Here is a 20,997-nt window from a genome sequence, read left to right on the forward strand (position 1 = left end):
GCCCTGCTCGGCGCACGCAGCGGCGATGGTGCGATCAGAACGCCGGCAGGACGGCGCCCTTGTACTTCTGCGCGATGAATTCCTTCACCTGCGGGCTGGTCAGCGCCGCTGCCAGCTTCTGCACGCGGGCGTCGTCCTTGTTGTCGGCGCGCGCGACAAGGAAGTTCACGTAGGGCGAATCCTTGCTCTCGATCGCCAACGCATCCTGGGTCGGGTTCAGACCCGCATCCAGCGCGTAGTTGGTGTTGATCAACGCCAGATCCACCTGGTCCAGCACCCGCGGCAACATCGCCGAATCGAGCTCGCGGAACTTGAGGTGCTTCGGGTTCGCGGTGATGTCACGCTGGGTCGCCAGCGCGTTTTTCGGATCCTTCAACTGGATAACGCCGGCGTTGTGCAGCAGGATCAGCGCACGGCTGTTGTTGCTGGGGTCGTTCGGAATCACCACGTCGGCACCATCACGCAGTTCGTCCAGCGACTTCACCTTGCGCGAATAGGCACCGAACGGCTCGATGTGCACGCCGACCACGGTGACCAGGTCGGTCTTGCGGTCGCGGTTGTAGGCATCGAGGTAGGGCTCGGTCTGGAAGTAATTGACGTCCACCTGCTTCTGCACCAGCTGGTCGTTCGGCTGCACGTAGTCGTTGAACACCCGCACGTCCAGCTCCACGCCCTGCTCTTTCAGCATCGGCTTCACTACGTCCAGAATTTCCGCGTGCGGCACGGCCGTCGCGGCCACCACCAGCTTCTGCGACGCATCGCCGGATTTGCCACAGGCACTCAGGGCCAACGCGGCGACAAGGGACAACAACAGGGTCTTCTTCATCGTATGCGGTATCTCGGGGGGAGGGTCATTCGTAGTTGCTGAGTGCCAGCGCCAACAGGCTCTTGGCCTGTTCGCGCAACATCACCGGTTCGATGATCTCGGCATCGGACCCATAGTGCAGCACATCCATCAACAATTCGCGGGAAACGCTGTACGGCACTTTCAGCTCATAGCGTCCGTCGGCCAGGTAACGGCCCTGCTGGTTGGCGTGCCAATGCTCGTCGGCCACCCAGCGGGCGGCCTTGGCGCTGAAAAGGATCGTCGCCCAGCCCTTCGGCGCGCCGGAAAAGATGCCATAACTGGCACCCAGCTGGGCGTCCAGCTCGTCGTCGTCGACATCGGTGGCCGGTGCATCCACGACCCGCGCCTTGTTGATGCGGTCCACGGCGAAGCTGCGCAGCGCCTCGCGGTCGTGGTCCCAGGCATCCAGGTACCAGTTGTCGCGATAGTGGGTCAGCCGCTGCGGCGATACGATGCGGCGAGTCGGCTGGTCCGTGGAGCGGGCGCGGTACTCAAAGGCCAGCTGCCTGCGTTCCAGTACCGCCGAGGCCACGCTGCGGAAGCTGCCTTCATCGAACTTGCGTACCCGGTGCGGAATCACCCGCACCCGGTCCACCGGCCACGTGGATACGCCGGCCTGGGCGGCAAGCAGGCCCTCTATCCGCTGCTGCAGCGGGGCCAGCACCGACGACAGGACGCCGCCGCCGGTACGCGCCAGCAGGTGCTGCGAGGCCAGCAGCGCATGCAGTTCTTCCGAACTGAGCCACAACCCGGGCAGCTCGAACCGGTCGCTTTCATCGGCCATGTAGCGGAAGCCCGCTTCGCCGTCACCTTCGATCGGCGCCATCAAGGCGTCGCGCAGGAACGCCAGGTCGCGGTAAACAGTCGCGCGGGAACAGCCAAGCTTGTCCTGCAGCGTGGCCACCGTCACCGGGTAGCGGGCAGACTTCAGCAGACGATGCAGGGCAGTGATGCGTTCGTATCGGTCCATGGCTCCGATTATGTCCGAGTCGCGGCCGTTGTGGCGGCCATGATCGGCTATCGTGTCGGTCCCCCACGCCCCGGTCGGCCCCGTATGCGCGCTCCGCTCCCCCTCATCGCGTCCTTGGCAGCCGCCCTGCTGCTGCTCAGTGGCTGTGAGCAGCGCTCGCCGCCTGCCGATGCTGCGCTCCCGGGCGCCGTGCCCGCCGCGCCGGCCCAGGCGCCTGCGGTGGATGCGGACCCGGCACAGGCCGTGCTGCGGGCGAGCCAGCGGTTTGCTGCGCTGCGCAGCTTCCACGCTGAGATGCGTCTGCACGGCGCGCAGGCCGGCCAGGTGGTGCATACCACCATGGACTTCGTCGCCCCGGATCGCTACCGGCTGGAAGGGCCCGGCGGCGTGCAGACGATCATCGGCAACACCTTCTTCCTGCAGTCCGAGGGCCGCATCGAACAGGTGCCGGTTCCCGACGGCCTGCTGCAGCAGTGGCGCAGTCCGCTGCCTTCCGAGGCGGGCCTGCAGGGGCTGACGGTCGAAGCGGGCGGTACGGCCGATATCGACGGCACGGCCACGCGCCTGTACCGGGTGGAGGGGCCGACGGGTAGCGGCGAGACCCTGCAGTACTGGATCGGCGCCGATGGCCTGCCGCGGCAGGTGCAGCGCGATGGTTTCAACAAGGACCAGCCCTACCGGATCACGCTGCGCTATTCGCGCCTGGACGATTCCACGCTGCAGGTGCCCCTGCCCTGACGTCGGGTGGGTTCAAGCACTGAATGGGCGACAGCAGAAACGCTGACTGAAGCACGCGTTGGACTGCGGTCGAGACGCGCGCGGGTTGACGTTATCATCACGCCCTGCGTTCCACGCCCGCCCCCCGGAGAATCCTGATGTCCCTGCGTGTTTACCTGCTGTTTCCCCTGTTGCTGGTCGCCCCTGCGGCATTCGCCCAGGATCCCGCCGAACTGGCGGCGATGACCTCCCCGTGGAGCGGCAGTGGCGGCGAACTGGGCTTCGCGTCCGCACGTGGCAACAGCACCACCGAAAGCGCCAATGGCCGGCTGCGCCTGCGTTACACCGACGACGACTGGGTGCACAGCATGGACCTGTTCGGCCTGCGTTCGCGCTCCGAGTCGATCCAGACCAGTGACGATGGCACCGAAACCAAGGTGAGCAACACCACCGCCAACCGCTATACCGGCAGTGCCGGCAGCGCGTTGCAGCTGGGCGAACACCGGCAGATCACCGCGACGGTGCGTTACGAGCGCGACGACTTCGCCACCTACGACCGGCAGAGCTCGTTCGGTCTGGGTTACGGCACCCGTCTGTGGGGCAACGACCGCTTCTCGCTGGATGCACAGATCGGCCCCGGTGTGCGTCGCACCCACAGCACCGAAGACGATGAAACCCGCACGGGCCTGATCGGCCGCGGCTTCTTCGACATCAAGTATTCGCTGACCCCGAATACCGACCTGGTCAACACGCTGCTGGTGGAATCGGGTTCGTACAACACCTTCGCGCAGAACGATTTCGGCGTGTCGGTCAGCATGAACGAACACTTGGCGCTGAAGGCAGCATGGCAGGCGCGCCACAACAGCGACGTCGGCATCGACAAGCAGAAGACCGACACGCTGACCACGATGAACGTGGTCTACAAGTTCAAGTAAGCCCCGCCTGCGATTTCGGGTAGCGCCGAGCCATGCTCGGCGAGCGCGAAGCGCGGCATGCGTGCAGATCGGTGTTCCCGGTAGCGCCGAGCCACGCTCGGCGAGCGCGAAGCGCGGGCTGCGTGCGGACCGGTGTTCCCGGTAGCGCCGAGCCATGCTCGGCGAGCGCGAAGCGCGGCCTGCGTGCGGATCGGTGTTCCCGGTAGCGCCGAGCCATGCTCGGCGAGCGCGAAGCGCGGCATGCGTGCGGATCGGTATTTCCAGCGCGGCAGAAGCAGCCGACTGAAGTCGGCTCTACCGGCGCATTGCGCGGCCGGGGCATCACATGACCCGGGCACATCGCGCGACCCGAGGGCATCACACGACCCGGGCACATCGCGCGACCCGCCACATCACACCGCTAGCAGTTCGCCTGCGCCGCCATCGAGCAGCATCTGCGCTACCTGCTGTCCCAACGCCTCGGGGTCGGCGCCCGGGCCCACGGCCTCGGCGCGCACTGCGCGGCCATCGGCCACACCGCCGACCAGCCCCTGCAGATGCAGATCGTCGCCCTGCCACACGGCAATGGCCGCCACCGGCACATGGCAACTGCCGTGCAGCGCGCGGTTCATCGCCCGCTCGGCCTCGACGCAGCTGCGCGTGGTGGCATCGTCCAGCGCTGCGAACAGCTGCATCACCGCCGGCTTGCCGCCATCACACTCCACCGCCACCGCGCCCTGCGCAGGCGCAGGCAACCACTGCGGTGCCGTCAGCCGCGCCATGATGCGCTGCCCCAGCCCCAGCCGTTCCAGCCCTGCTACCGCCAGCACGATTGCGTCGTAGCCGCCGTTGTCGAGCTTGGCCAACCGCGTATTGACGTTGCCGCGCAGGTCCAGCAGCTCCAGATCCGGGCGCAATGCGCGCAACTGGGCCTGGCGGCGCAGCGACGACGTGCCGACGCGTGCGCCCAGCGGCAGCGCATCCAGCGATGCGTACAGATTGGAGACGAAGCCATCGGCGGGATCATGCCGTGGCAGGATCGCCGGCAGCACGAACGGCGCATCGAGTTCCATCGGCACATCCTTCAGCGAGTGCACCGCGCAGTCGGCTTCACCGCGCAGGATGGCCAACTCCAGTTCTTTCAGGAACAGGCCCTTGCCGCCGATGGCCGCCAGCGAGCGATCCAGCACTTCATCGCCGCGGGTACTCATGGGTATCAGTTCGACGTGCAGGCCGGGATGGGCGGCCTGCAGGCGCTCGGCGACGTGTTCGCTCTGCCACAGGGCGAGCGGGCTTTTGCGGGTAGCGATGCGAAGGGTTTCCATGCCGTCATTATCGCGCATCGGGAAATGGGGCGAACGGGTGTGACCCCCTCGCGGCTGGCTCTGACAGCAGGTTACGTGCTTGGGGCCGGGCGGTGGGGCGGCGCGGGGGACGGCAAAAACTGCGTCCTGCGTGCCTCGTTTCGCGCCATCCATGGCGCTCGACGCCCCCGCCCCGTCCCACCGCCCGGCCCCCTGACAGATTCCGTGGCCGCCCGCCGCGTATGAAAAAAAGAAGAAAAGCGGTAGCGCCGACCCATGGTCGGCGAGCGCAGCGGGGGGTTGGCGGAAACATTCCGCCGACCATGGGTCGGCGCTACCGTTCCACATGCCCCGACAGGTTCCGCAGCCACCATGGACCTGTCGAAGGCGGGGCGGGGTGGGTTGGCGGGGGCGTTGAGCGCCATGGATGGCGCGAAACGAGGCACGCAGGATGCGGATTTTGCCGTCCCCCGCGAAGCCACCCCGCCCTGCCAACAAGCAGCCCTGCAGCCTTCGCTTTTGACCTTGACGTTGACGTTGACGTTCTTACAGGTGACGCAGGTCCTGGCGCAGGGTCGCCACGCAGCGTCGGCTCACTTCCAGCGGTTGCTTGCCATGCCGCAGCACCGCCTGCACCTGGCCGGCTACGCCGCGGCGCAGCTCGATCAACTCGTGGCGGGCGACCAGGCAGTTGCGGTGGATGCGGATGAAGCGGCTGGCGAACTCTTCCTCCAGCGATTTGAGCGATTCCTCGATCAGGTCTTCGCCCCGCGCGTGATGCACCACGACGTACTTTTCTTCCGCCTGCAGGTAGTGGATGTCTTCCACCGGAATCAACCGCAGGCCGCCGCGCAGCCGTGCACAGAGCACGGTGCGGGCGCGGCCATCGCCGTTGCCCTGCGACTCGCCCCGGCCGGCCAGGAAGACACGCGCACGCTCCACCGCCGACGCCAGCCGTTCGGGCCGCACCGGCTTCATCAGGTAATCAATTGCCGCGGCCTCGAAGGCGGACAGCGCATGCGCGTCGTAGGCCGTGCAGAACACTACGGCCGGTCGTGGCTCGAAGGTGGCCAGGTGGCGCGCCGTCTCCAGCCCGTCCAGGCCGGGCATGGCGATATCCAACAGCACCAGGTCCGGCTGTAGTTCCGCGCAGGCATGCAGGGCCTGCTCACCGTTGGCCGCCTCGGCCACCACCGAAACACCGGGAAGCTCGGCCAGCAGCGACTGCAGGCGCTCACGCGCCAGCGGCTCGTCATCGGCGATCACTACCCTCACGTGGCTCCCCTCTGGTGGACCGGAATCAACGGACCGGTATGGTGATGCGGCATTCATAGTAGCCCCCGCTCCAACCCGCCGTCATCCGCGCCCCGGCACCGAAGCGCCAGGCCAGCCGGTGGGCGATGTTGTGCAGGGCATGGCCGGCGCCCTGGGTCAGTGCCAGCGACGGCGCATCCGGGTCCGGCGCCGGGTTGCGGATCAGTATCTGCAGCAGCCCCTCCGCGCAGGCAATGTCCAGTTCAATCGCGCCCCCTTCCGGCAGCCGCGAGATGCCGTGCAATACGGCGTTTTCCACCAGGGGCTGCAGCACCAGACGCGGCATAGGATGCTGCCAGGGCAGGTCGTCCGGACGCTGCCAGCGTACCTGCAGCCGATCCCCCAGGCGCAGCGTTTCGATGGAGAGGTAGCGTTCGGCCAGCTCGCACTCGCCCTGCAGCGTGGAATCGCCGTCGCCGGCACCCAGGGCAGCGCGGAACAGGTCGGATAGATCAAGCACAGCACGCTCGGCGACCACCGGGTCGCGGCGCACCAGGCTGGCGATCAGGTTCATGCTGTTGAACAGGAAATGCGGGCGGATCCGTGCCTGCAACGCATCGGCCTCGGCGCGGGCCTTGGCCTGCACCTGCGCCGCCCAGCGATCACTGACGTAGAAATAGCGCAGCGCCACGGCGCTGATCAGCGCCGTGGTGGCCGCACTGCCCAAGGTGAAACGCCAGAACCCGATGCCGCGGGTAAAGCTGTCGCCGAGTACGGCGTACAACGCATGGATGATGCCCGCGCCGAGCACGGCAATCACCGCCGTCAGGCCGATGGCGGCTAACGATCCGGCCACCGGAGGCAACCGCGAAAGCACGCGGCGCAGCACGCACAACGCCCCACTGACCGCCAATGCCAGCCACAGCGCAAAACCACTGGCGGACACCAGCCGCGCCATGCTCCAGTGGCGGCTGCCGTCGGGTGCCAGCGCCAACACCACCACCACCAGCAGCGCCAGCCCACACATCGCCGCCAGCCGCGGCAGCCGGCACAGCTCGGGCATCCAGGGCGTGGCGGCGGGCGCGTTCATGACTCAGGCGGCCTGCAGCCGTACTTGCAGCCAGTCGCCCAAGGCAGTGAGTTCTTCCGCGCAGACCTGGTGGGCCATCGCGTAAGACTGCCATTGCAGCTCCAGCCCCATCGCGCGCACGGCGGCGGCGCTGTGTTCGGCGATCTGCAGGGGGATAACCGGGTCCTGCGTGCCATGGGCCATGAATACCGGCACCTGGACCGCATTGTCAGCACGACGGGCCGTCTCGGCTTCAGGCAGGTACGTCGACAGCGCGATCAAGCCGGCCAGCGGCGCGGTACGCTGCAGGGCCGCGGTCAGGATCACGGCGCCGCCCTGCGAGAAACCCGCCAGGAAGATGTGCTCGGCCGGTACGCCGCGCTCGATCTCCCGATCGATCAGCGCATCGAGTTCAACCACCGATGCGCGTACGCCGTCCATGTCCGCCCGCGAGCGGAAATCCATGCCGACGATGTCATACCACCCGCGCATCGGCACGCCGTTGTTGATGGTGATCGGGCGCACCGGGGCATGCGGGAACACAAAGCGCAGCGCGGGCCAGCCCGGACGTACCAGCTCGGGCACGATCGGCGCGAAATCATGGCCATCTGCGCCCAGCCCGTGCAGCCAGATGATCGACCACTGGGGTGATGCGCCGGTTTCCTGTTCCACCGTCTGCAGCATGTTGCGGCTCCTTCAATACGAGGCCGCATTATGCGCGACTCAGTACAGCCGCGGCTTTTCCATCGCCTCGCGACGCAGCTGCGCGGCGCGCACCAGCACCTGCGGCGGATCGCGCTCTTCGGGGATGTCCATCAGCCGCAGCCGGCGCAGCCAGCTGCCCGGCCCACGGGAGGACGTCAACGCCACCACCGGGATGGACAGCATCATGCCGATCACCACGGGGGCCATCCACGCGGCCAGTGCCGGCGACACGGCCCAGGCCAGCAGGCCCATGAACGCACCAAACAGGCTGAGGCCACCGTAGGCCTTGATCAGCGCGAACCAGTCCACGCCGCCATCGTCACGCTGTTGCGCGTCCCAGCCGGAATCCCGGCCTGACAGCACTTCGGCGACACCGCGGGACTGCACGTACATCACCACCGGCGCCATCAGGGCGGCCAGCACGGTTTCCAGCAGCATCGCGATGAACATGCGGACCGTGCCACCGCAGCCACGGCGATCGCCCGGTTCCAACAAGGTGGCCAGGTAGCCGAGCACCTTGGGCATCAACAGCACCGCCATGGTGGCGGCGAACAGCCGCACGACATGGATCTCGTCCTGCGTGCGCCAATAGGTGCTGGGGGAAAGATGCAGCACCCCGTTGAGATCGATGCCTTCCTGGAACAACGGGATGGCGATGCCGATCAGCATCAGCATCCCCCACATCGGGGCGGTGAAATAGTGGCCGATGCCGATCAGCATGTGCACGCGGCTGATCCAGTGCAGGCCGCGGCTGCCGACGATCTTGCCGTGCTGCAGGTTGCCCTGGCACCAGCGACGGTCGCGCACCATCATGTCGGTCAGGGTGGGCGGGCCTTCTTCGTAGCTGCCTTTCAGATACGGCACCATGTGCGCCGCCCAGCCACCGCGACGCATCAGCGCCGCCTCGACGAAGTCATGGCTGAGAACGTGGCCGCCAAACGGTTCGTGACCCGGCAGGGCGGGCAGGCCGGCGTTCTCGGCGAAGGCCACGGTGCGGATGATCGCGTTGTGGCCCCAGTAATTGCTTTCCGCGCCGTGCCACCACGCCACGCCACGCGCGATAACCGGGCCGTACACGCGGCCACCGAACTGCTGCATCCGCGAAAACAGGGTCCGGCCACCGACCACTACGGGCAGGGTCTGGATGATGCCCACGTCCGGGTTGTGCTCCATGCCGGCGGCCAGGCGCACGATGGTGTCACCGGTCATCAGGCTGTCCGCATCCAGGATCAGCATCTGCGGATAGTTGCCGCCGAAGCGGCGTACCCAGTCGGCGATATTGCCGGCCTTGCGTCCGCTGTTGTCGGCACGACGGCGGTAGAACAGGTGGTCGTGCGCGCCCAGCGCCTCCCGCAGTTCAGCGAACACCTGCTCTTCGGCATGCGAAATGTCTTCGCGACGGGTATCACTGAGCACGAAGAAATCGAAGTTGGCGATCTGGCCGGTCGCTTCCACCGATTCGTAGATCGCCTGCAGGCCAGCCAGCAGGCGGCGCGGATCTTCGTTGTAGGTGGGCATCAGCAGCGCGGTGCGCGTGTGCAGCTCAGGCAGCGGCTCGTCCGGATCAATGCCGAGCCGGTAGCCCCGATCGAACACGGCGGTCAGGAACCCGGCGACGGCACTGGCGAACGCCAGCGCGATCCAACCGAACAAGCCGACGAACAGGACCAACAGGCAGGCCTCCAGCACGCTCACCCCGTTCGGGGAGAGCACCCGCCACATCATGATCGTGGCCGCTGAGGTCATCAGCGCGGTGCCACCGAACAGGTAGGCACGGCGCAGGCCGATCAGCCGGGGCGATGTGCGGTGACGACGGATCTTCAACTCGCCCTGATGCAGTTCCTGCTCAGGCATCGGCAAGGGCGAACCACCCGGCAGCGTCGCCAGGCCTGCATCCAGCCTGACGCTATCAAGGGTCTCACTCATCCAGGTTACCTCGCGTCAACGCGCAGTCCAGGTGCACGGTCAGCGCAGGGCGCAGCACCGTACACGTCAGCGTCGCGCACGACATTGCCCAGGGCCCGCAGATGCTTGCTCTCTTTACAGGAACCCACGAACGCTCACCCGGTCGATTCAAAAATTGCACCTCAGTCTAGGACGATGCGTGTAAGTCGAGCGCGAAAGGGGGGCAATAGCGTTTCCCCCCATTCAGGATACTCCCGCAGGATGCGTCGCGCACGCATGCGGCGTACAGCCCGCCGGGTTCATGCGCCGGGTGAGATAGCGTTTCCCCCCATTCAGGATACTCCCGCAGGATGCGTCGCGCACGCATGCGGCGTACAGCCCGCCGGGTTCATGCGCCGGGTGAGGCGGAACCAAGCGTGCAGATCCGTTCACCGCGCGGTGGTGCGCGGACGGGGGCAAGGCATGCGGGTGGGGGCGACGACCCGGGGGTCGTCCCGGCCTCAGCGCGACAGGACGCCTTCGCGCTGGGCGATATCGGCGTCGGCGGCATGACGTGCACGCTCCATCGCCACCGCGATCTGCTGGCGGGCGAGCAGGTGCTGTGCCTGTTGTACTTCCGGGGTGGACAACAGCACCGGACCGGGAGTGGTTTCCACTGTAGCGGACTTGCTCATGCATCCCTCCAAGGACAATCCGCCGGGCCTGGCCTGAGGGGGCTGGGGCCGGCGGATTGCGCACCCTACCTTAAAACCATGTCAACTGTGTGTAGGGAGTAGTGACCGCGGCTGGCCGTCATTGGCGGGTTGACGGCCAGTGGCCGGTATTACCGGAAATCGCGCGAGGGGGCGTTCAGCCCTGCCAGCAGATGGCTGTAATCGCGCAGGTCGCCGGCAATCAGATGGCGGACACCGTCCACGCATTCCCAGCGTCCGCGCACGCCCAGCAGCCGTGATCCCAGCAACGCCTTGCGGCGCCGTAGGGCCAGGTGGGACCACACCACCACGTTGACCATGCCGTGCTCGTCTTCCAGCGTGACGAACACCGTCCCGTTGGCCGTGCCCGGCTTCTGCCGCTGGGTGACCAGCCCGATGGTATGCACGCCGCGCCCGTGCGCCAGCCCGCGCAACTGGCGCGAGTCCAGCGCGCGTTCCTGCTGCAGGCGGGTACGCAGCAAGGCCAGCGGATGTTCGCCCAAGGTCAGCCCGCTGCTGCGGTAATCGGACAGCATCTCTTCGGCCACGTTCGGGGCCGGCAACACGATGTCCTGCTCATCCGGGCTGCCCTGCAGCAGCGGCATGGCCCGCTCGATGCCGGCCACGGCCCAGCGCGCGGCATTGCGGTTGCCCGCCAGCGCGGCCAGCGCCCCGCCATCGGCCAGCACCTGGCGCGCCTTGCCATCCAGCCGCGCGCGGCGGCACAGGTCGGCCACATCGGCGAACGGGGCCTGTGCACGGGCCGCCATCACCGCCTGCGCCGCCGCTTCGCTGCAGCCGGTCAGCTGCCGCAACCCCAGCCGTATCGCCGGCTGCGTGCAGGCATCACCGCCCTCCAGGGTGTTGTCCCAGTCGCTGATGCAGACGTCCACCGGCAGCACCTGCACGCCCGCCCGCTCGGCACTGCCACGGCGGGCGTCCTGCACGATCTGGCTGGCCGAATAGAAGCCCATCGGCTGTGCGTTGAGCAGGGCACAGGCGAACGCGGCCGGCTCGTGCCGTTTCAGGAAACAGCTGATGTACACCAGCTTGGCAAACGAAGCGGCGTGGCTCTGCGGGAATCCGTAGGCACCGAAGCCCTTGATCTGCTCGAAGATCTGGTCGATGAATTCCGAGCTGTAATTCTTCTTTTCCATCAGGCCGCGGATGCGTTCCCGATGGGAATCCATGTCGCCCCCGCTGCGCCATGCCGCCATCGAACGGCGCAGCTGGTCCGCCTCATGCGGCTTGTAGCCGGCATGGATCACCAGCTCCATCACCTGTTCCTGGAACAATGGAATTCCCAGCGTCATGCCCAGGATCTCCTCGATGCCTTCGGACGGGTACGTCACCGCCTCGTGGCCCTGCCGACGGCGCAGGAAGGGATGCACCATGCCGCCTTGGATAGGCCCGGGGCGCACGATCGCGACCTGGATCACCAGGTCGTAGAAACACCGCGGTTTCAGCCGCGGCAGCATGCTCATCTGCGCGCGCGACTCGATCTGGAACACGCCGACGGTATCGGCAGCCTTGATCATCGCGAACGTGGGCGGGTCATCCACCGGCAGGCGGGCCAGGTCGATGCGATGGCCCCGGTGCTGCGCCACCAGCTGCACTGCCTTGCGGATGCAGGTCAGCATGCCCAGCGCCAGGCAGTCCACCTTCAGCATCCTCATCGTTTCCAGATCGTCCTTGTCCCACTGGATGATGGTGCGGTCGGCCATCGCCGCGTTTTCCACGGGCACCACCGTGCTCAACGACGCGTCGCTGATGACGAATCCACCCACATGCTGGGACAGATGCCGCGGGTGGTCGCGCAGCTGTTCAGTCACCGCCATCACCTGCTGCAGCAGCGGATTGGCCGCATCGAAACCGGCCTCGGCCAGCCGCTGCTCCATCGGCGTCTCGCCGTTGCCCCAGCCGAAGCATTCCGCCAGCAGGGCCACCTGGTCCGGCGGCAGGCCAAACGCCTTGGCCACATCGCGCACCGCACTCTTGCCCCGGTAACGGATGACGGTCGCAGCAAGTGCCGCGCGTTCGCGCCCGTATTTCCCGTACACGTACTGCAGCACTTCCTCGCGCCGCTCGTGCTCGAAATCCACGTCGATATCCGGCGGCTCATCGCGTTCGCGCGACAGGAAACGCGCCATCAGCAGGCGACTCTCGGCGGGGTTCACCACGGTGATGCCCAGCGCGAAGCACACCGCCGAATTCGCCGACGAGCCGCGCCCCTGGCACAGGATGTCGCGGGAGCGGGCGAAACGCACGATGTCTTCCACGGTGAGGAAGAAGGCCTCGTACTTCATGTCGGCGATCAGCAGCAGTTCGCTGTCGATCTGCGTGGCCACCGCTGCGGGCACGCCATCCGGCCAGCGCTCGTGCATGCCACGCAGCGTCAGCGCGCGCAGCCAGCTGCTGGGCGTATGGCCTGCGGGCACCAGTTCAGCGGGGTACTGGTAGCGCACCTCGTCCAGGCGGAACTGGCAGCGCCGTGCCAGCGCCACGGCCGCATGCAGCAAGGCAGGGGGATGGATGTTGCCCAGCGCGCGCCGCGTGCGCAGGTGATGTTCGCCATTGCGGAACAGGAAGCCACCGCACTCGGACAACGGCAGCACGTGGCGGATCGCCGTCATGGTGTCCTGCAGTACACGGCGACGCCGCACGTCCATGTGCACATCACCGCAGGCCAGCGCCTCCATCCCGAGCTGCGCGGAAAGCACCAGCAGCTGCGCAAGCCGCGCTGCATCGTCGCGTTCGCGGTGCAGGTGCACGGCCAACCACGTGCGCTGCACGAACACCTGCTGCATCCATAGTGCCTGTTCGGCATCGGGCTGCGCGCCCGGCACCCACAGCGCGAACAGCCCCAGTTCGGCATCGGCTGCACCGCCCAACACCCGCTCCACATCCTGCCGCGCCAACCGATAACTGCCCTTCCCTGCCGCACGCCGTCCGGCGGTGATCAGCTCGCACAGGTGCACATAGCCACGTTGATTTTCCACCAGCAGCACCAGCTTCAGCCCACACGCCAGCACGAACTCACTACCGACGATCAACGCCACGCCGGTGGCGCGTGAGGCCTCCAGCCCGCGCACGATGCCGGCCAGCGAGCACTCGTCGGTGATGGCCAGTGCTTCATAACCACACTGCTTCGCGCGCACGAACAGGGCTTCGGCACTGGCCGCGCCACGCAGGAACGAGAAATCGGACAGGCAATGCAGCTCGGCATAGGCCGGCAGATCCTGTTCGCGCGGCAGGTCATCATTGGCCGCGGCCAGGCGCTCGCGGGTTTCCCACGCACGCGGCATGCGTTTGCACGGCGCATCGTCGTGTTGTTCGATGCGGCTCATGCGAACCAGCCGTGCAGCATCCAGTCACCCTGCTGGCCCGGCAAGGCGAAGGCCCAGGCCTGCTGGCCCTGCGAGGTCTCCAGCACGTAATAGTCGCGGCGTGCCTCCTGCCCATCCCACCAGCCGCTTTCCAGCCGCTCCGGGCCCGACACGATGCGCGCACGCGCATCACGCAGCGGTACCGGCGTGGGCAGCAGCCAACACGGACGTGGCGGCCGCGCAGGCGCTTGGGCGATGGCCATGCCATCCCCTTCCACGCGCTGCCAGGCCCGTTCCGGGCGCGGGTCACCGGCCGGGCCCACGCGGAAGACCGATGCATCGCCCAACCGGGCACGCAGGCGCTCGCGCAGCTGCGGCCAGGGCAACTGCTGCTGGTTGCGGGTATCGAACAGATCACGGCTGGCCGGTACGAAAGTCGGCAGTTCACGCGCCAACAGGCGCACCGCGACCACCGGCCGGTCGATGCTGGCGCGTTCCAGCCGGTTGCGGGTGAGCTCGAACAACAAGGTCGCATCGCGCTCGGCAGCCAACAGGCCAACCTCCACGTCGGTATGGCCTTCCTCATGCTCCAGCCGCAGCACGAAGCGCTGCACGCCCCCATCGCGGATGGACAGGCTGGTGCACAGATCGCCGATCAAGCGCCGCAACGGGAACAGCAACGCCATGTGGTTTTCCACCTCATAGCCGAGCTCCACGCGCGAATCGAAATGATCCGGCGGCGCATACCAGGCCAGGGCTTCATCGGCCTGCCCGTACAGCCGGTCCAGATGGTCCAGCAGCGGCAGGCCGAAGCGCCGGCGCAGGCCATCGCGGGGCAGCGCACGCAGGGCGCGCAACGTAGGCACGCCCATGTGCTGCAGCCGTGCACCGTGGTCATCGGGCAGCCGCGCGCGGCGCACCGGCACGCGATCCAGCAGGGCATGCATGGCCGCGATGTCTTCCACGGCCATGCCATCGCGGATACCAGCCAATACCATCGCCGCCCGTGCGGTGGGCGCCATCGCGATGCGGTGCTGGAAACCCAGCGCCTGCAGTTCCTCGCGCAGGCGCGCCTGCAATACCGGCCACGGCCCCAGCAGCTGGAAGCTGGCGCGCACTTCCAGCACGATGCAGCCCGGCCACTGGGCACTCACCAGGGAACTGTGCCGATACGCCCAGCCGGCGAGGAAGCGCTGCCAGCGCGCATCCGCCTGCGCATCGTGTTCCACCATCTGGAAATCCGGCAGCAACGCCAACGCGGCGGTCAGCCGCATGCCGACCTGCAGCCCGGCCTGGACGGCGGCGACGTTGACCGCGTGCAGGGTGCGTAGCTGCGCCGATCCACCGATCAACGCCAGCGGCGTGTCCGGATCAGGGTGACGGCGAAGGACGGCATCCAGCGCCAGCTGCGGCAGCACGATACAGGCCCAGAGCATCGGCGTACCTCACCCGGCCCTCAGGGCAAAGGCCTGCGATGGCGCAGGGCCACCCCGGCACTTGCGCACCTGCCACTGCGTGGCGTGGCCTTCGCGCACCGCTTCCAGCCGCAAGGCCGCCGGCGATGGATTGGCTGCGTGCTTGCGGTCGCGCAGCGCGAAGCCCAGGCACTGGCCGGTATCGGCGGCCACCTGCAGGCGGCGCAGTGCCTGCGCATCGGCCTGCTTCGGCCAGCCCAGCACCGCGCCGCAGGCACCGCTGCGCAGGCATTGTTCGAATGCCCACAGGGCATCGCGTGGCGAAGCCTCGATCAACTGCAGGTGCTGCAATGAAACGCCTGCGGCCTGCCACGCCGGGGCATAGGGCAGGTAGGGCGGTGCAATCACCGCCACCGCCGCGCCGGTCTGGCTCAGCCGCGCCAAGGTAGGCAGCAGCAACTGCAGCTCCCCCACCCCATCGGCCGGCAACAGCAGTTCAGTCAGCGCGCGGCGTGGCCAGCCGCGCTGCGGCAGCAACGCATCCAGTGCCGCATGCCCGGTGGACTCGCCTTCCACGCCCTCCTTTGCACTGCCTCGCCCTGCATGCCACAGGGTCTGGCTGGACAGCATCTGCTGCAGGTCGGGCGCGGTGTTCATCTCAGCCCTGCCGGACCAGGCCGCAGTAAACGCCTTCCACGGCGAAATCCTGCCCGGCTTCGATCACGATCGGCGCATGTGCAGGATTGCGCGGCAGCAGGCGCACGCCATCTGCATCCTGTTGCAGACGCTTGATGGTGAGCTCGCCATCGATGCGCGCGACCACTGTCTGCCCATCGCGGGCGCTCGGCGTGCGGTGCACACCGACCAGGTCGCCATCCAGGATGCCGTCATCGATCATCGAATCGCCCTGCACTTTCAGCAGGTAGTCCGGACGCGGCGAGAACATCCGCCGGTCCAGCCAGAGCTGCTGGTCCAGGCCGATATCCGCGCCGATGGGTTGGCCCGCGGCCACCCGCCCCAGCACCGCCAGCGGAAGCAGCTCGGCCGGCTCGCCGGGCAAGGCCAGGCCACGCTTGCGACCCGCCGCCTGCGCCAGCAACCCGGCCTCGACCAGCGCCTGCACGTGTTTCTGCGCGGCATTGCGCGAGGCAAAACCGAAGGCATGGGCGATATCGGCCAATGACGGCGACTGGCCGGAAGCCAGCGCCTGTCGCAACCAGGCCAGCACGGCGGCACGTTGGGGAGGGAGGTCGTTGAGGTCCATGGTGTACATTTGTACACCCTCGCTTTCAGAAAAGCGACAGCCCGATTGTTCAGCCTGACAACTGCTGTCGCTTACGACATGAATCGCGACGCCTGCGTCAGATTATCAAAGCAAGCTATTGATTGAATTATAAAAAACAATTGTTCCTCGGCGCATTCCAACAGGGATGATCCTGACTCGTTTCCCGGAGTCTTTCCCTATGCGCCATGCCTGCCTGCTGGTAGCTGCCCTGCTCATCCCCGCTGCCCCGTTACTCGCACAGACCACGCTGACCCGCGACAACGGCGCCCCGGTGGGCGACAACCAGAACTCCCAGACCGCCGGTGCCACCGGCCCGGCATTGCTGCAGGACGTGCAGCTGATCCAGAAGCTGCAGCGCTTTGATCGTGAGCGCATTCCGGAGCGCGTGGTGCATGCACGTGGCACGGGCGTGCGTGGCGAGTTCACCGCCAGTGCCGATGTGTCCGCATTGACCCGCGCCCTGCTGTTCACCCCGGGCGAAACCACCCCGGTGTTCGTCCGTTTTTCCTCGGTGGTGCACGGCAACCACTCGCCGGAAACCCTGCGCGACCCGCGCGGCTTCGCTACCAAGTTCTATACCCGCGAAGGCAACTGGGACCTGGTCGGCAACAACTTCCCGACCTTCTTCATCCGCGACGCCATCAAGTTCCCGGACATGGTGCATTCCTTCAAGCCCGATCCGCGTACCAACCTGGATGACGACGCCCGTCGTTTCGATTTCTTCTCGCACGTGCCTGAAGCCACCCGCACGCTGACCCAGTTGTATTCCAACGAGGGCACACCGGCGGGCTACCGCTTCATGGACGGCAACGGCGTGCATGCGTACAAGCTGGTCAATGCCGCCGGTGAGGTGCACTACGTCAAGTTCAACTGGAAAAGCCTGCAGGGCACCCGCAACCTCGATCCGACACAGGTAGAGGACGTGCAGGGCAAGGACTACAGCCACATGACCCGTGACCTGGTGGACGCCATCAAACGGGGCGACTACCCACGCTGGGACCTGTACATCCAGGTGCTGGCACCGGAACAGCTGGCCACCTTCGATTTCGATCCGCTGGACGCCACCAAGATCTGGCCTGACGTGCCGGAACAGAAGATCGGCCAGATGGTGCTGAACCAGAACGTCGACAACGTCTTCCAGGAAACCGAACAGGTGGCCATGGCGCCGTCGAACCTGGTGCCCGGCATCGAACCGTCTGAAGATCGTCTGCTGCAGGGCCGCGTGTTTTCCTATGCCGATACGCAGATGTACCGCATCGGCGCCAATGCCCTGCAGTTGCCGGTAAATCGGCCCCGTGTGGCCGTCAACGACGTCAACCAGGACGGCGCCCTGAATGCCGGCCACAGCAACAGCGGCGTGAACTACGAGCCCAGCCGGCTGCAGCCGCGTCCGCAGAGCGCGCATGCGCTGTACAGCAACCTGCCGCTGTCAGGCACTACCCAGCAGAAAGGCATCGCGCGTGAGCAGAATTTCAAGCAGGCCGGTGATCTGTACCGGTCCTACAGCCGACGCGAGCAATTGGACCTGGTGCACAGCTTTGGCCAGTCGCTGGCCGGCGCGGACAATGAAAGCAAGCACATCATGCTGTCCTTCCTGTACAAGGCAGACCCGGAGTACGGCACACGGGTAGCCCGCGTGGCCGGCGGTGACCTGGACCGCGTGATGCAGCTCGCCAGCGAGTTGCAGGACTGACCGTCAACGCCAAGGCCGGGCCCTTTCATCAAAGGGCCCGGCCACAAGGACAGCCACAATGCGCTACTACCTGACCGGTCTGCTGACCCTTCTGCTGGCAACACCCACCTGGGCCGTTCCACCCACGGCCCCACCGTCGGCCGCCGACGCGCAGGCGCAACTGCGCACCTATTACTTCGATGCCGCACGCAGCGGACAGCAAGCGATGCTGGCCGAGTTCATCCGCGCCGGCTACGACCTGCAGACCCGCGATGAAAAGGGCTATACCGCCTTGATCCTCGCCGCCTACCACGGTCATGCCGAAGCGGTGGATCAACTGCTGGCCGCCGGTGCGGATCCCTGCGCCCAGGACAAACGCGGCAACACCGCGCTGATGGGGGCCATCTTCAAAGGGGAGCTGCGCATCGCCCAGCGCCTGATGCGTGCCGCCTGCTCACCCGACCAGCGCAACCATGCCGGCCAGACCGCCGCCATGTATGCGGCCCTGTTCCAGCGCCGCGACATCCTGCAGCAGTTGGCTGCCCACGGTGCCAACCTGGATCTCAAGGATGCCGCCGGCAACAGTGCAGAGCAGCTGCAACGCGGCGAATTCGCCCGCTGATGAAGCACCCCCACACGGCAACCTGAAGCAGCCGGAGACCACTTACCGCCGCACCCACAATGCCAGCGCGCTGGTGCCGCAGGCCAGCAACACCACCGCATGCCATCCGCCCTGCGCCAAGGCCACCGCGCCCAGGCCACCACCCGCCGCCATGCCCACGAACACGCCGGTGAACAACAGGGCGTTCAAGCGGCTGCGCGCTTCCGCCTGCAGGCCGTAGACCAGCGTCTGGTGCGAAACCAGCGCTGCCTGGAAGCCGAAGTCGAAAATCACCGCACTCACTGCCAGCAGCACCAGGCGCAGCGACGTGGGCAGCACGCCGTCCAGCAGCAGGCTGGCAAAGCCGATCAACGCGATGCCAATGGCCAGGCGTGCCACGCGCTGGGTACCCAGGCGATCAGCGAAGCGACCTGCAAACGGCGCTGCCAATGCGCCGGCCGCACCGGCGATACCGAACGCCCCTGCCCCCGCACTGCCGATACCAAACCGGGCATGCAGCATCAGCGCCAAGGTGGACCAGAACGCGCTGAAGCCCATCGCCAGCAGCGCCTGCGCCAAGACCGCACGGCGCAGCGGCGGCAGCTGCATCCACAGTGCGCCCATCGATCGCAGCAGCGCGCCGTAGCCCAAGGTGGTGGTCGGCGCGAAACGTGGCAGGGTGATGCGCAACAGCACCCCCATCAGAACCACCGACACGGCGGCAGCGAGGAACATCACCCGCCAGCCCCATTGTTCGGCGACCACGCCGCTGACCACGCGCGACAGCAGGATGCCCAGCAGCAGGCCGGTCATCACCTTGCCCACCAGCGCGCCGCGATGTTCCGGCGCGGCCAGCGTAGCGGCTGCCGGCACCACGTCCTGCGCCACTGTGGCCATCAAGCCGACCAGCAGACTGGCGATCAACACACCCGGCAGGTGGCCGGACAGGCCCGCCGCCAGCAGCGCGGCACCCAGCAGCAGCGACTTCACCAAGATGATCCGCCGCCGTTCGAAGCGATCCCCCAGCGGCGCCAGCAACGCAATACCTGCGGCGTAGCCGAGCTGGGTCACCGTGGGCACCAGGCCGATAGCCGCATCCCCTGCGCCCAGGGAGGCCCCCATCGCGCCCAACATCGGCTGCGCGTAGTACAGCGACGCCACGCTGAAACCGGCGCCGGCGGCCATCACCGGGACCAGCATGGCAGGCAAGGCAGCCGGTGCAACGGAGCCCAGGGTGGGAGCAGGGATGTCATGCGCAATGGACATGGGAAGATGCCTTGGAGGGAATGCCGCGCAGTCTCCTCCTGCCTGGATGCGACGTGTAGTAGGCTTTGCCGCATCAGCCCCATACGCCAGACGCATGACCAAGCCGGTAACCGCCCTCAATGCCGACCGCATCGATCTGCTGCGCACCTTCGTGCGCATCGTCGATGCCGGCAGCCTTTCCGCAGCGGCCAGCCAACTCGGCACCACCCAGCCGACCATCAGCCGCCGCCTGCAGGCACTGGAGCGGCATTTCGGCCTGCGCCTGCTGCAGCGCTCCACCCATGGCATGCAGCTGACCCATGACGGCGAGCGTTGCCTGCAGCACGCGCGCCAATTGCTGGACAGCTGGGAGGGCATCGAGCAGGACCTGCGTGGCGCGGCCCAGCAGCCCAGCGGACGCCTGCGGGTGATGGTCCCGCATGCATTCGGCCAGGCCCAGTTGATGCCGCCGATGCTGGCCTTCCTGCGCCGGTACCCGCAGATCAGCCTGGAATGGCGGCTGCACGATGGTCCGTCCGATCTCGTTGCCGAAGGCATGGACTGCGCCATCCGCGTAGGCCCCCTCGAGCAGCAGGACGTGGTGGCCGTCCATGTGGCCGATGTACCGCGCATCGTGGTCTGCGCTGCATCGCAGATGCCGGACCCGCTGCCAACGCACCCCGCCGCCCTTGCCGCCCTGCCGTGGGTATCACTCACCAGTTTCTATCGCGAGAGCGTGCAACTGCAGCGCTGCCAGGGAGCAGGCACCGGCAAGACCAGCGAACGCATCGCCATCCAGCCCCGCCTGCTGACCGACAACCTGTTCGTCCTGCATCAGGCCGTTCGCGAAGGACTGGGCGTGGGCATCGGCTCGGCTTGGCTGATGGCCGACGATCTGCGCAGCGGCCGCCTGCAGCAGTTACTGCCCGGCTGGGAAGCCGCACCGCTGCCGGTGCATCTGGTGTTTCCCGCAGGTCGCCATCGTCCGGCGCGCCTGCAGCTGTTCCTGGATGCCATCCGCGAGAGCATTCCGGGCATCGAAGGCATGCGCCTGCGGTAGCGCCGAGCCATGCTCG

Annotated in this window: 18 protein-coding genes; 5 read left to right on the top strand and 13 right to left on the bottom strand. The window is 67.1% G+C overall.

What is annotated here, in order from left to right; translation table 11 throughout:
• Positions 1-34: 34 nt before the first annotated feature.
• On the bottom strand, positions 35-826 hold the full coding sequence (locus IFT58_RS06395; protein ID WP_192080792.1) for a MetQ/NlpA family ABC transporter substrate-binding protein: 792 nt from the start codon (positions 824-826) through the stop codon (positions 35-37).
• Positions 827-851: 25 nt separating this feature from the next.
• Positions 852-1,817: a YafY family protein gene (locus IFT58_RS06400; protein WP_188325079.1), complete on the bottom strand. Its 966-nt coding sequence runs from the start codon at positions 1,815-1,817 to the stop codon at positions 852-854.
• Positions 1,818-1,931: 114 nt separating this feature from the next.
• Here IFT58_RS06400 and IFT58_RS06405 point away from each other — a divergent pair, with 114 nt between their 5' ends.
• Together IFT58_RS06405 and IFT58_RS06410 are read left to right on the top strand one after the other, a co-directional pair.
• A complete protein-coding gene (locus IFT58_RS06405) occupies positions 1,932-2,555 on the top strand; it encodes a hypothetical protein (protein ID WP_249405608.1) in 624 nt (207 codons plus the stop codon).
• A gap of 137 nt (positions 2,556-2,692) precedes the next feature.
• On the top strand, positions 2,693-3,469 hold the full coding sequence (locus tag IFT58_RS06410) for a DUF481 domain-containing protein (RefSeq protein WP_188325081.1): 777 nt from the start codon (positions 2,693-2,695) through the stop codon (positions 3,467-3,469).
• Positions 3,470-3,861: 392 nt separating this feature from the next.
• On the opposite strand, the gene hemC is transcribed toward IFT58_RS06410, so the two are convergent.
• From hemC to lexA, 10 genes are all read right to left on the bottom strand, one after another.
• On the bottom strand, positions 3,862-4,773 hold the full coding sequence (hemC, locus tag IFT58_RS06415; RefSeq protein WP_192080790.1) for a hydroxymethylbilane synthase: 912 nt from the start codon (positions 4,771-4,773) through the stop codon (positions 3,862-3,864).
• 525 nt (positions 4,774-5,298) lie between these two features.
• Entirely contained in the window at positions 5,299-6,084 is a 786-nt protein-coding gene (locus IFT58_RS06420; protein ID WP_192080789.1) for a LytTR family DNA-binding domain-containing protein, read from the bottom strand.
• Positions 6,053-7,096 carry a sensor histidine kinase gene (locus IFT58_RS06425; RefSeq protein ID WP_249405610.1) on the bottom strand — a complete coding sequence of 348 codons (1,044 nt, stop codon included), beginning with the start codon at positions 7,094-7,096 and terminating at the stop codon, positions 6,053-6,055. The genes IFT58_RS06420 and IFT58_RS06425 overlap by 32 nt, the downstream gene beginning before the upstream one ends.
• Positions 7,097-7,099: 3 nt before the next feature.
• Entirely contained in the window at positions 7,100-7,759 is a 660-nt protein-coding gene (locus tag IFT58_RS06430; protein ID WP_192080788.1) for an alpha/beta hydrolase, read from the bottom strand.
• A gap of 39 nt (positions 7,760-7,798) precedes the next feature.
• Positions 7,799-9,706 carry a glucans biosynthesis glucosyltransferase MdoH gene (mdoH, locus tag IFT58_RS06435; protein ID WP_192094227.1) on the bottom strand — a complete coding sequence of 636 codons (1,908 nt, stop codon included), beginning with the start codon at positions 9,704-9,706 and terminating at the stop codon, positions 7,799-7,801.
• Positions 9,707-10,185: 479 nt separating this feature from the next.
• Positions 10,186-10,359, bottom strand: coding sequence for a hypothetical protein (locus tag IFT58_RS06440; protein WP_192094228.1), 174 nt, complete (start codon positions 10,357-10,359; stop codon positions 10,186-10,188).
• Between the two features lie 149 nt (positions 10,360-10,508).
• The gene (locus IFT58_RS06445) at positions 10,509-13,724 is read right to left on the bottom strand and encodes an error-prone DNA polymerase (RefSeq protein ID WP_192094229.1); all 3,216 of its coding nucleotides are present in this window, start codon (positions 13,722-13,724) and stop codon (positions 10,509-10,511) included.
• Entirely contained in the window at positions 13,721-15,139 is a 1,419-nt protein-coding gene (locus IFT58_RS06450) for a DNA polymerase Y family protein (RefSeq protein ID WP_192094230.1), read from the bottom strand. The genes IFT58_RS06445 and IFT58_RS06450 overlap by 4 nt, the downstream gene beginning before the upstream one ends.
• Positions 15,140-15,148: 9 nt before the next feature.
• Positions 15,149-15,775 (bottom strand): translesion DNA synthesis-associated protein ImuA, encoded by a 627-nt coding sequence (gene imuA, locus IFT58_RS06455; protein WP_188325089.1) that lies wholly within the window; start codon positions 15,773-15,775, stop codon positions 15,149-15,151.
• 1 nt (position 15,776) lies between these two features.
• Entirely contained in the window at positions 15,777-16,391 is a 615-nt protein-coding gene (gene lexA / locus IFT58_RS06460; protein WP_188325090.1) for a transcriptional repressor LexA, read from the bottom strand.
• Between the two features lie 190 nt (positions 16,392-16,581).
• Between lexA and IFT58_RS06465 the strand changes: the two genes are divergently transcribed.
• Complete coding sequence (locus tag IFT58_RS06465) at positions 16,582-18,096, top strand: catalase (RefSeq protein WP_192094231.1); 1,515 nt, start codon at positions 16,582-16,584, stop codon at positions 18,094-18,096.
• Between the two features lie 58 nt (positions 18,097-18,154).
• On the top strand, positions 18,155-18,697 hold the full coding sequence (locus IFT58_RS06470; protein WP_192094232.1) for an ankyrin repeat domain-containing protein: 543 nt from the start codon (positions 18,155-18,157) through the stop codon (positions 18,695-18,697).
• Between the two features lie 42 nt (positions 18,698-18,739).
• Here IFT58_RS06470 and IFT58_RS06475 read toward each other — a convergent pair whose 3' ends face one another.
• Positions 18,740-19,942, bottom strand: coding sequence for an MFS transporter (locus IFT58_RS06475; protein ID WP_249405611.1), 1,203 nt, complete (start codon positions 19,940-19,942; stop codon positions 18,740-18,742).
• Between the two features lie 94 nt (positions 19,943-20,036).
• Between IFT58_RS06475 and IFT58_RS06480 the strand changes: the two genes are divergently transcribed.
• A complete protein-coding gene (locus IFT58_RS06480) occupies positions 20,037-20,981 on the top strand; it encodes a LysR family transcriptional regulator (RefSeq protein ID WP_192094233.1) in 945 nt (314 codons plus the stop codon).
• Positions 20,982-20,997: the final 16 nt, after the last annotated feature.

Source organism: Stenotrophomonas sp. CFBP 13718, assembly GCF_014842145.1.
Classification (GTDB): domain Bacteria; phylum Pseudomonadota; class Gammaproteobacteria; order Xanthomonadales; family Xanthomonadaceae; genus Stenotrophomonas.

What these genes read in the sequence shown, in the direction of transcription:
- IFT58_RS06450 (WP_192094230.1), bottom strand. Translation starts at nt 15,139, where the DNA reads ATGCTCTGGGCCTGTATCGTGCTGCCGCAGCTGGCGCTGGATGCCGTC.
- IFT58_RS06395 (WP_192080792.1), bottom strand. Translation starts at nt 826, where the DNA reads ATGAAGAAGACCCTGTTGTTGTCCCTTGTCGCCGCGTTGGCCCTGAGT.
- IFT58_RS06480 (WP_192094233.1), top strand. Translation starts at nt 20,037, where the DNA reads ATGACCAAGCCGGTAACCGCCCTCAATGCCGACCGCATCGATCTGCTG.
- lexA (WP_188325090.1), bottom strand. Translation starts at nt 16,391, where the DNA reads ATGTACACCATGGACCTCAACGACCTCCCTCCCCAACGTGCCGCCGTG.
- IFT58_RS06470 (WP_192094232.1), top strand. Translation starts at nt 18,155, where the DNA reads ATGCGCTACTACCTGACCGGTCTGCTGACCCTTCTGCTGGCAACACCC.
- IFT58_RS06440 (WP_192094228.1), bottom strand. Translation starts at nt 10,359, where the DNA reads ATGAGCAAGTCCGCTACAGTGGAAACCACTCCCGGTCCGGTGCTGTTG.
- IFT58_RS06400 (WP_188325079.1), bottom strand. Translation starts at nt 1,817, where the DNA reads ATGGACCGATACGAACGCATCACTGCCCTGCATCGTCTGCTGAAGTCT.
- IFT58_RS06410 (WP_188325081.1), top strand. Translation starts at nt 2,693, where the DNA reads ATGTCCCTGCGTGTTTACCTGCTGTTTCCCCTGTTGCTGGTCGCCCCT.
- IFT58_RS06425 (WP_249405610.1), bottom strand. Translation starts at nt 7,096, where the DNA reads ATGAACGCGCCCGCCGCCACGCCCTGGATGCCCGAGCTGTGCCGGCTG.
- IFT58_RS06445 (WP_192094229.1), bottom strand. Translation starts at nt 13,724, where the DNA reads ATGAGCCGCATCGAACAACACGACGATGCGCCGTGCAAACGCATGCCG.
- IFT58_RS06475 (WP_249405611.1), bottom strand. Translation starts at nt 19,942, where the DNA reads ATGTCCATTGCGCATGACATCCCTGCTCCCACCCTGGGCTCCGTTGCA.
- IFT58_RS06430 (WP_192080788.1), bottom strand. Translation starts at nt 7,759, where the DNA reads ATGCTGCAGACGGTGGAACAGGAAACCGGCGCATCACCCCAGTGGTCG.
- IFT58_RS06465 (WP_192094231.1), top strand. Translation starts at nt 16,582, where the DNA reads ATGCGCCATGCCTGCCTGCTGGTAGCTGCCCTGCTCATCCCCGCTGCC.
- hemC (WP_192080790.1), bottom strand. Translation starts at nt 4,773, where the DNA reads ATGGAAACCCTTCGCATCGCTACCCGCAAAAGCCCGCTCGCCCTGTGG.
- mdoH (WP_192094227.1), bottom strand. Translation starts at nt 9,706, where the DNA reads ATGAGTGAGACCCTTGATAGCGTCAGGCTGGATGCAGGCCTGGCGACG.
- imuA (WP_188325089.1), bottom strand. Translation starts at nt 15,775, where the DNA reads ATGAACACCGCGCCCGACCTGCAGCAGATGCTGTCCAGCCAGACCCTG.
- IFT58_RS06420 (WP_192080789.1), bottom strand. Translation starts at nt 6,084, where the DNA reads ATGAATGCCGCATCACCATACCGGTCCGTTGATTCCGGTCCACCAGAG.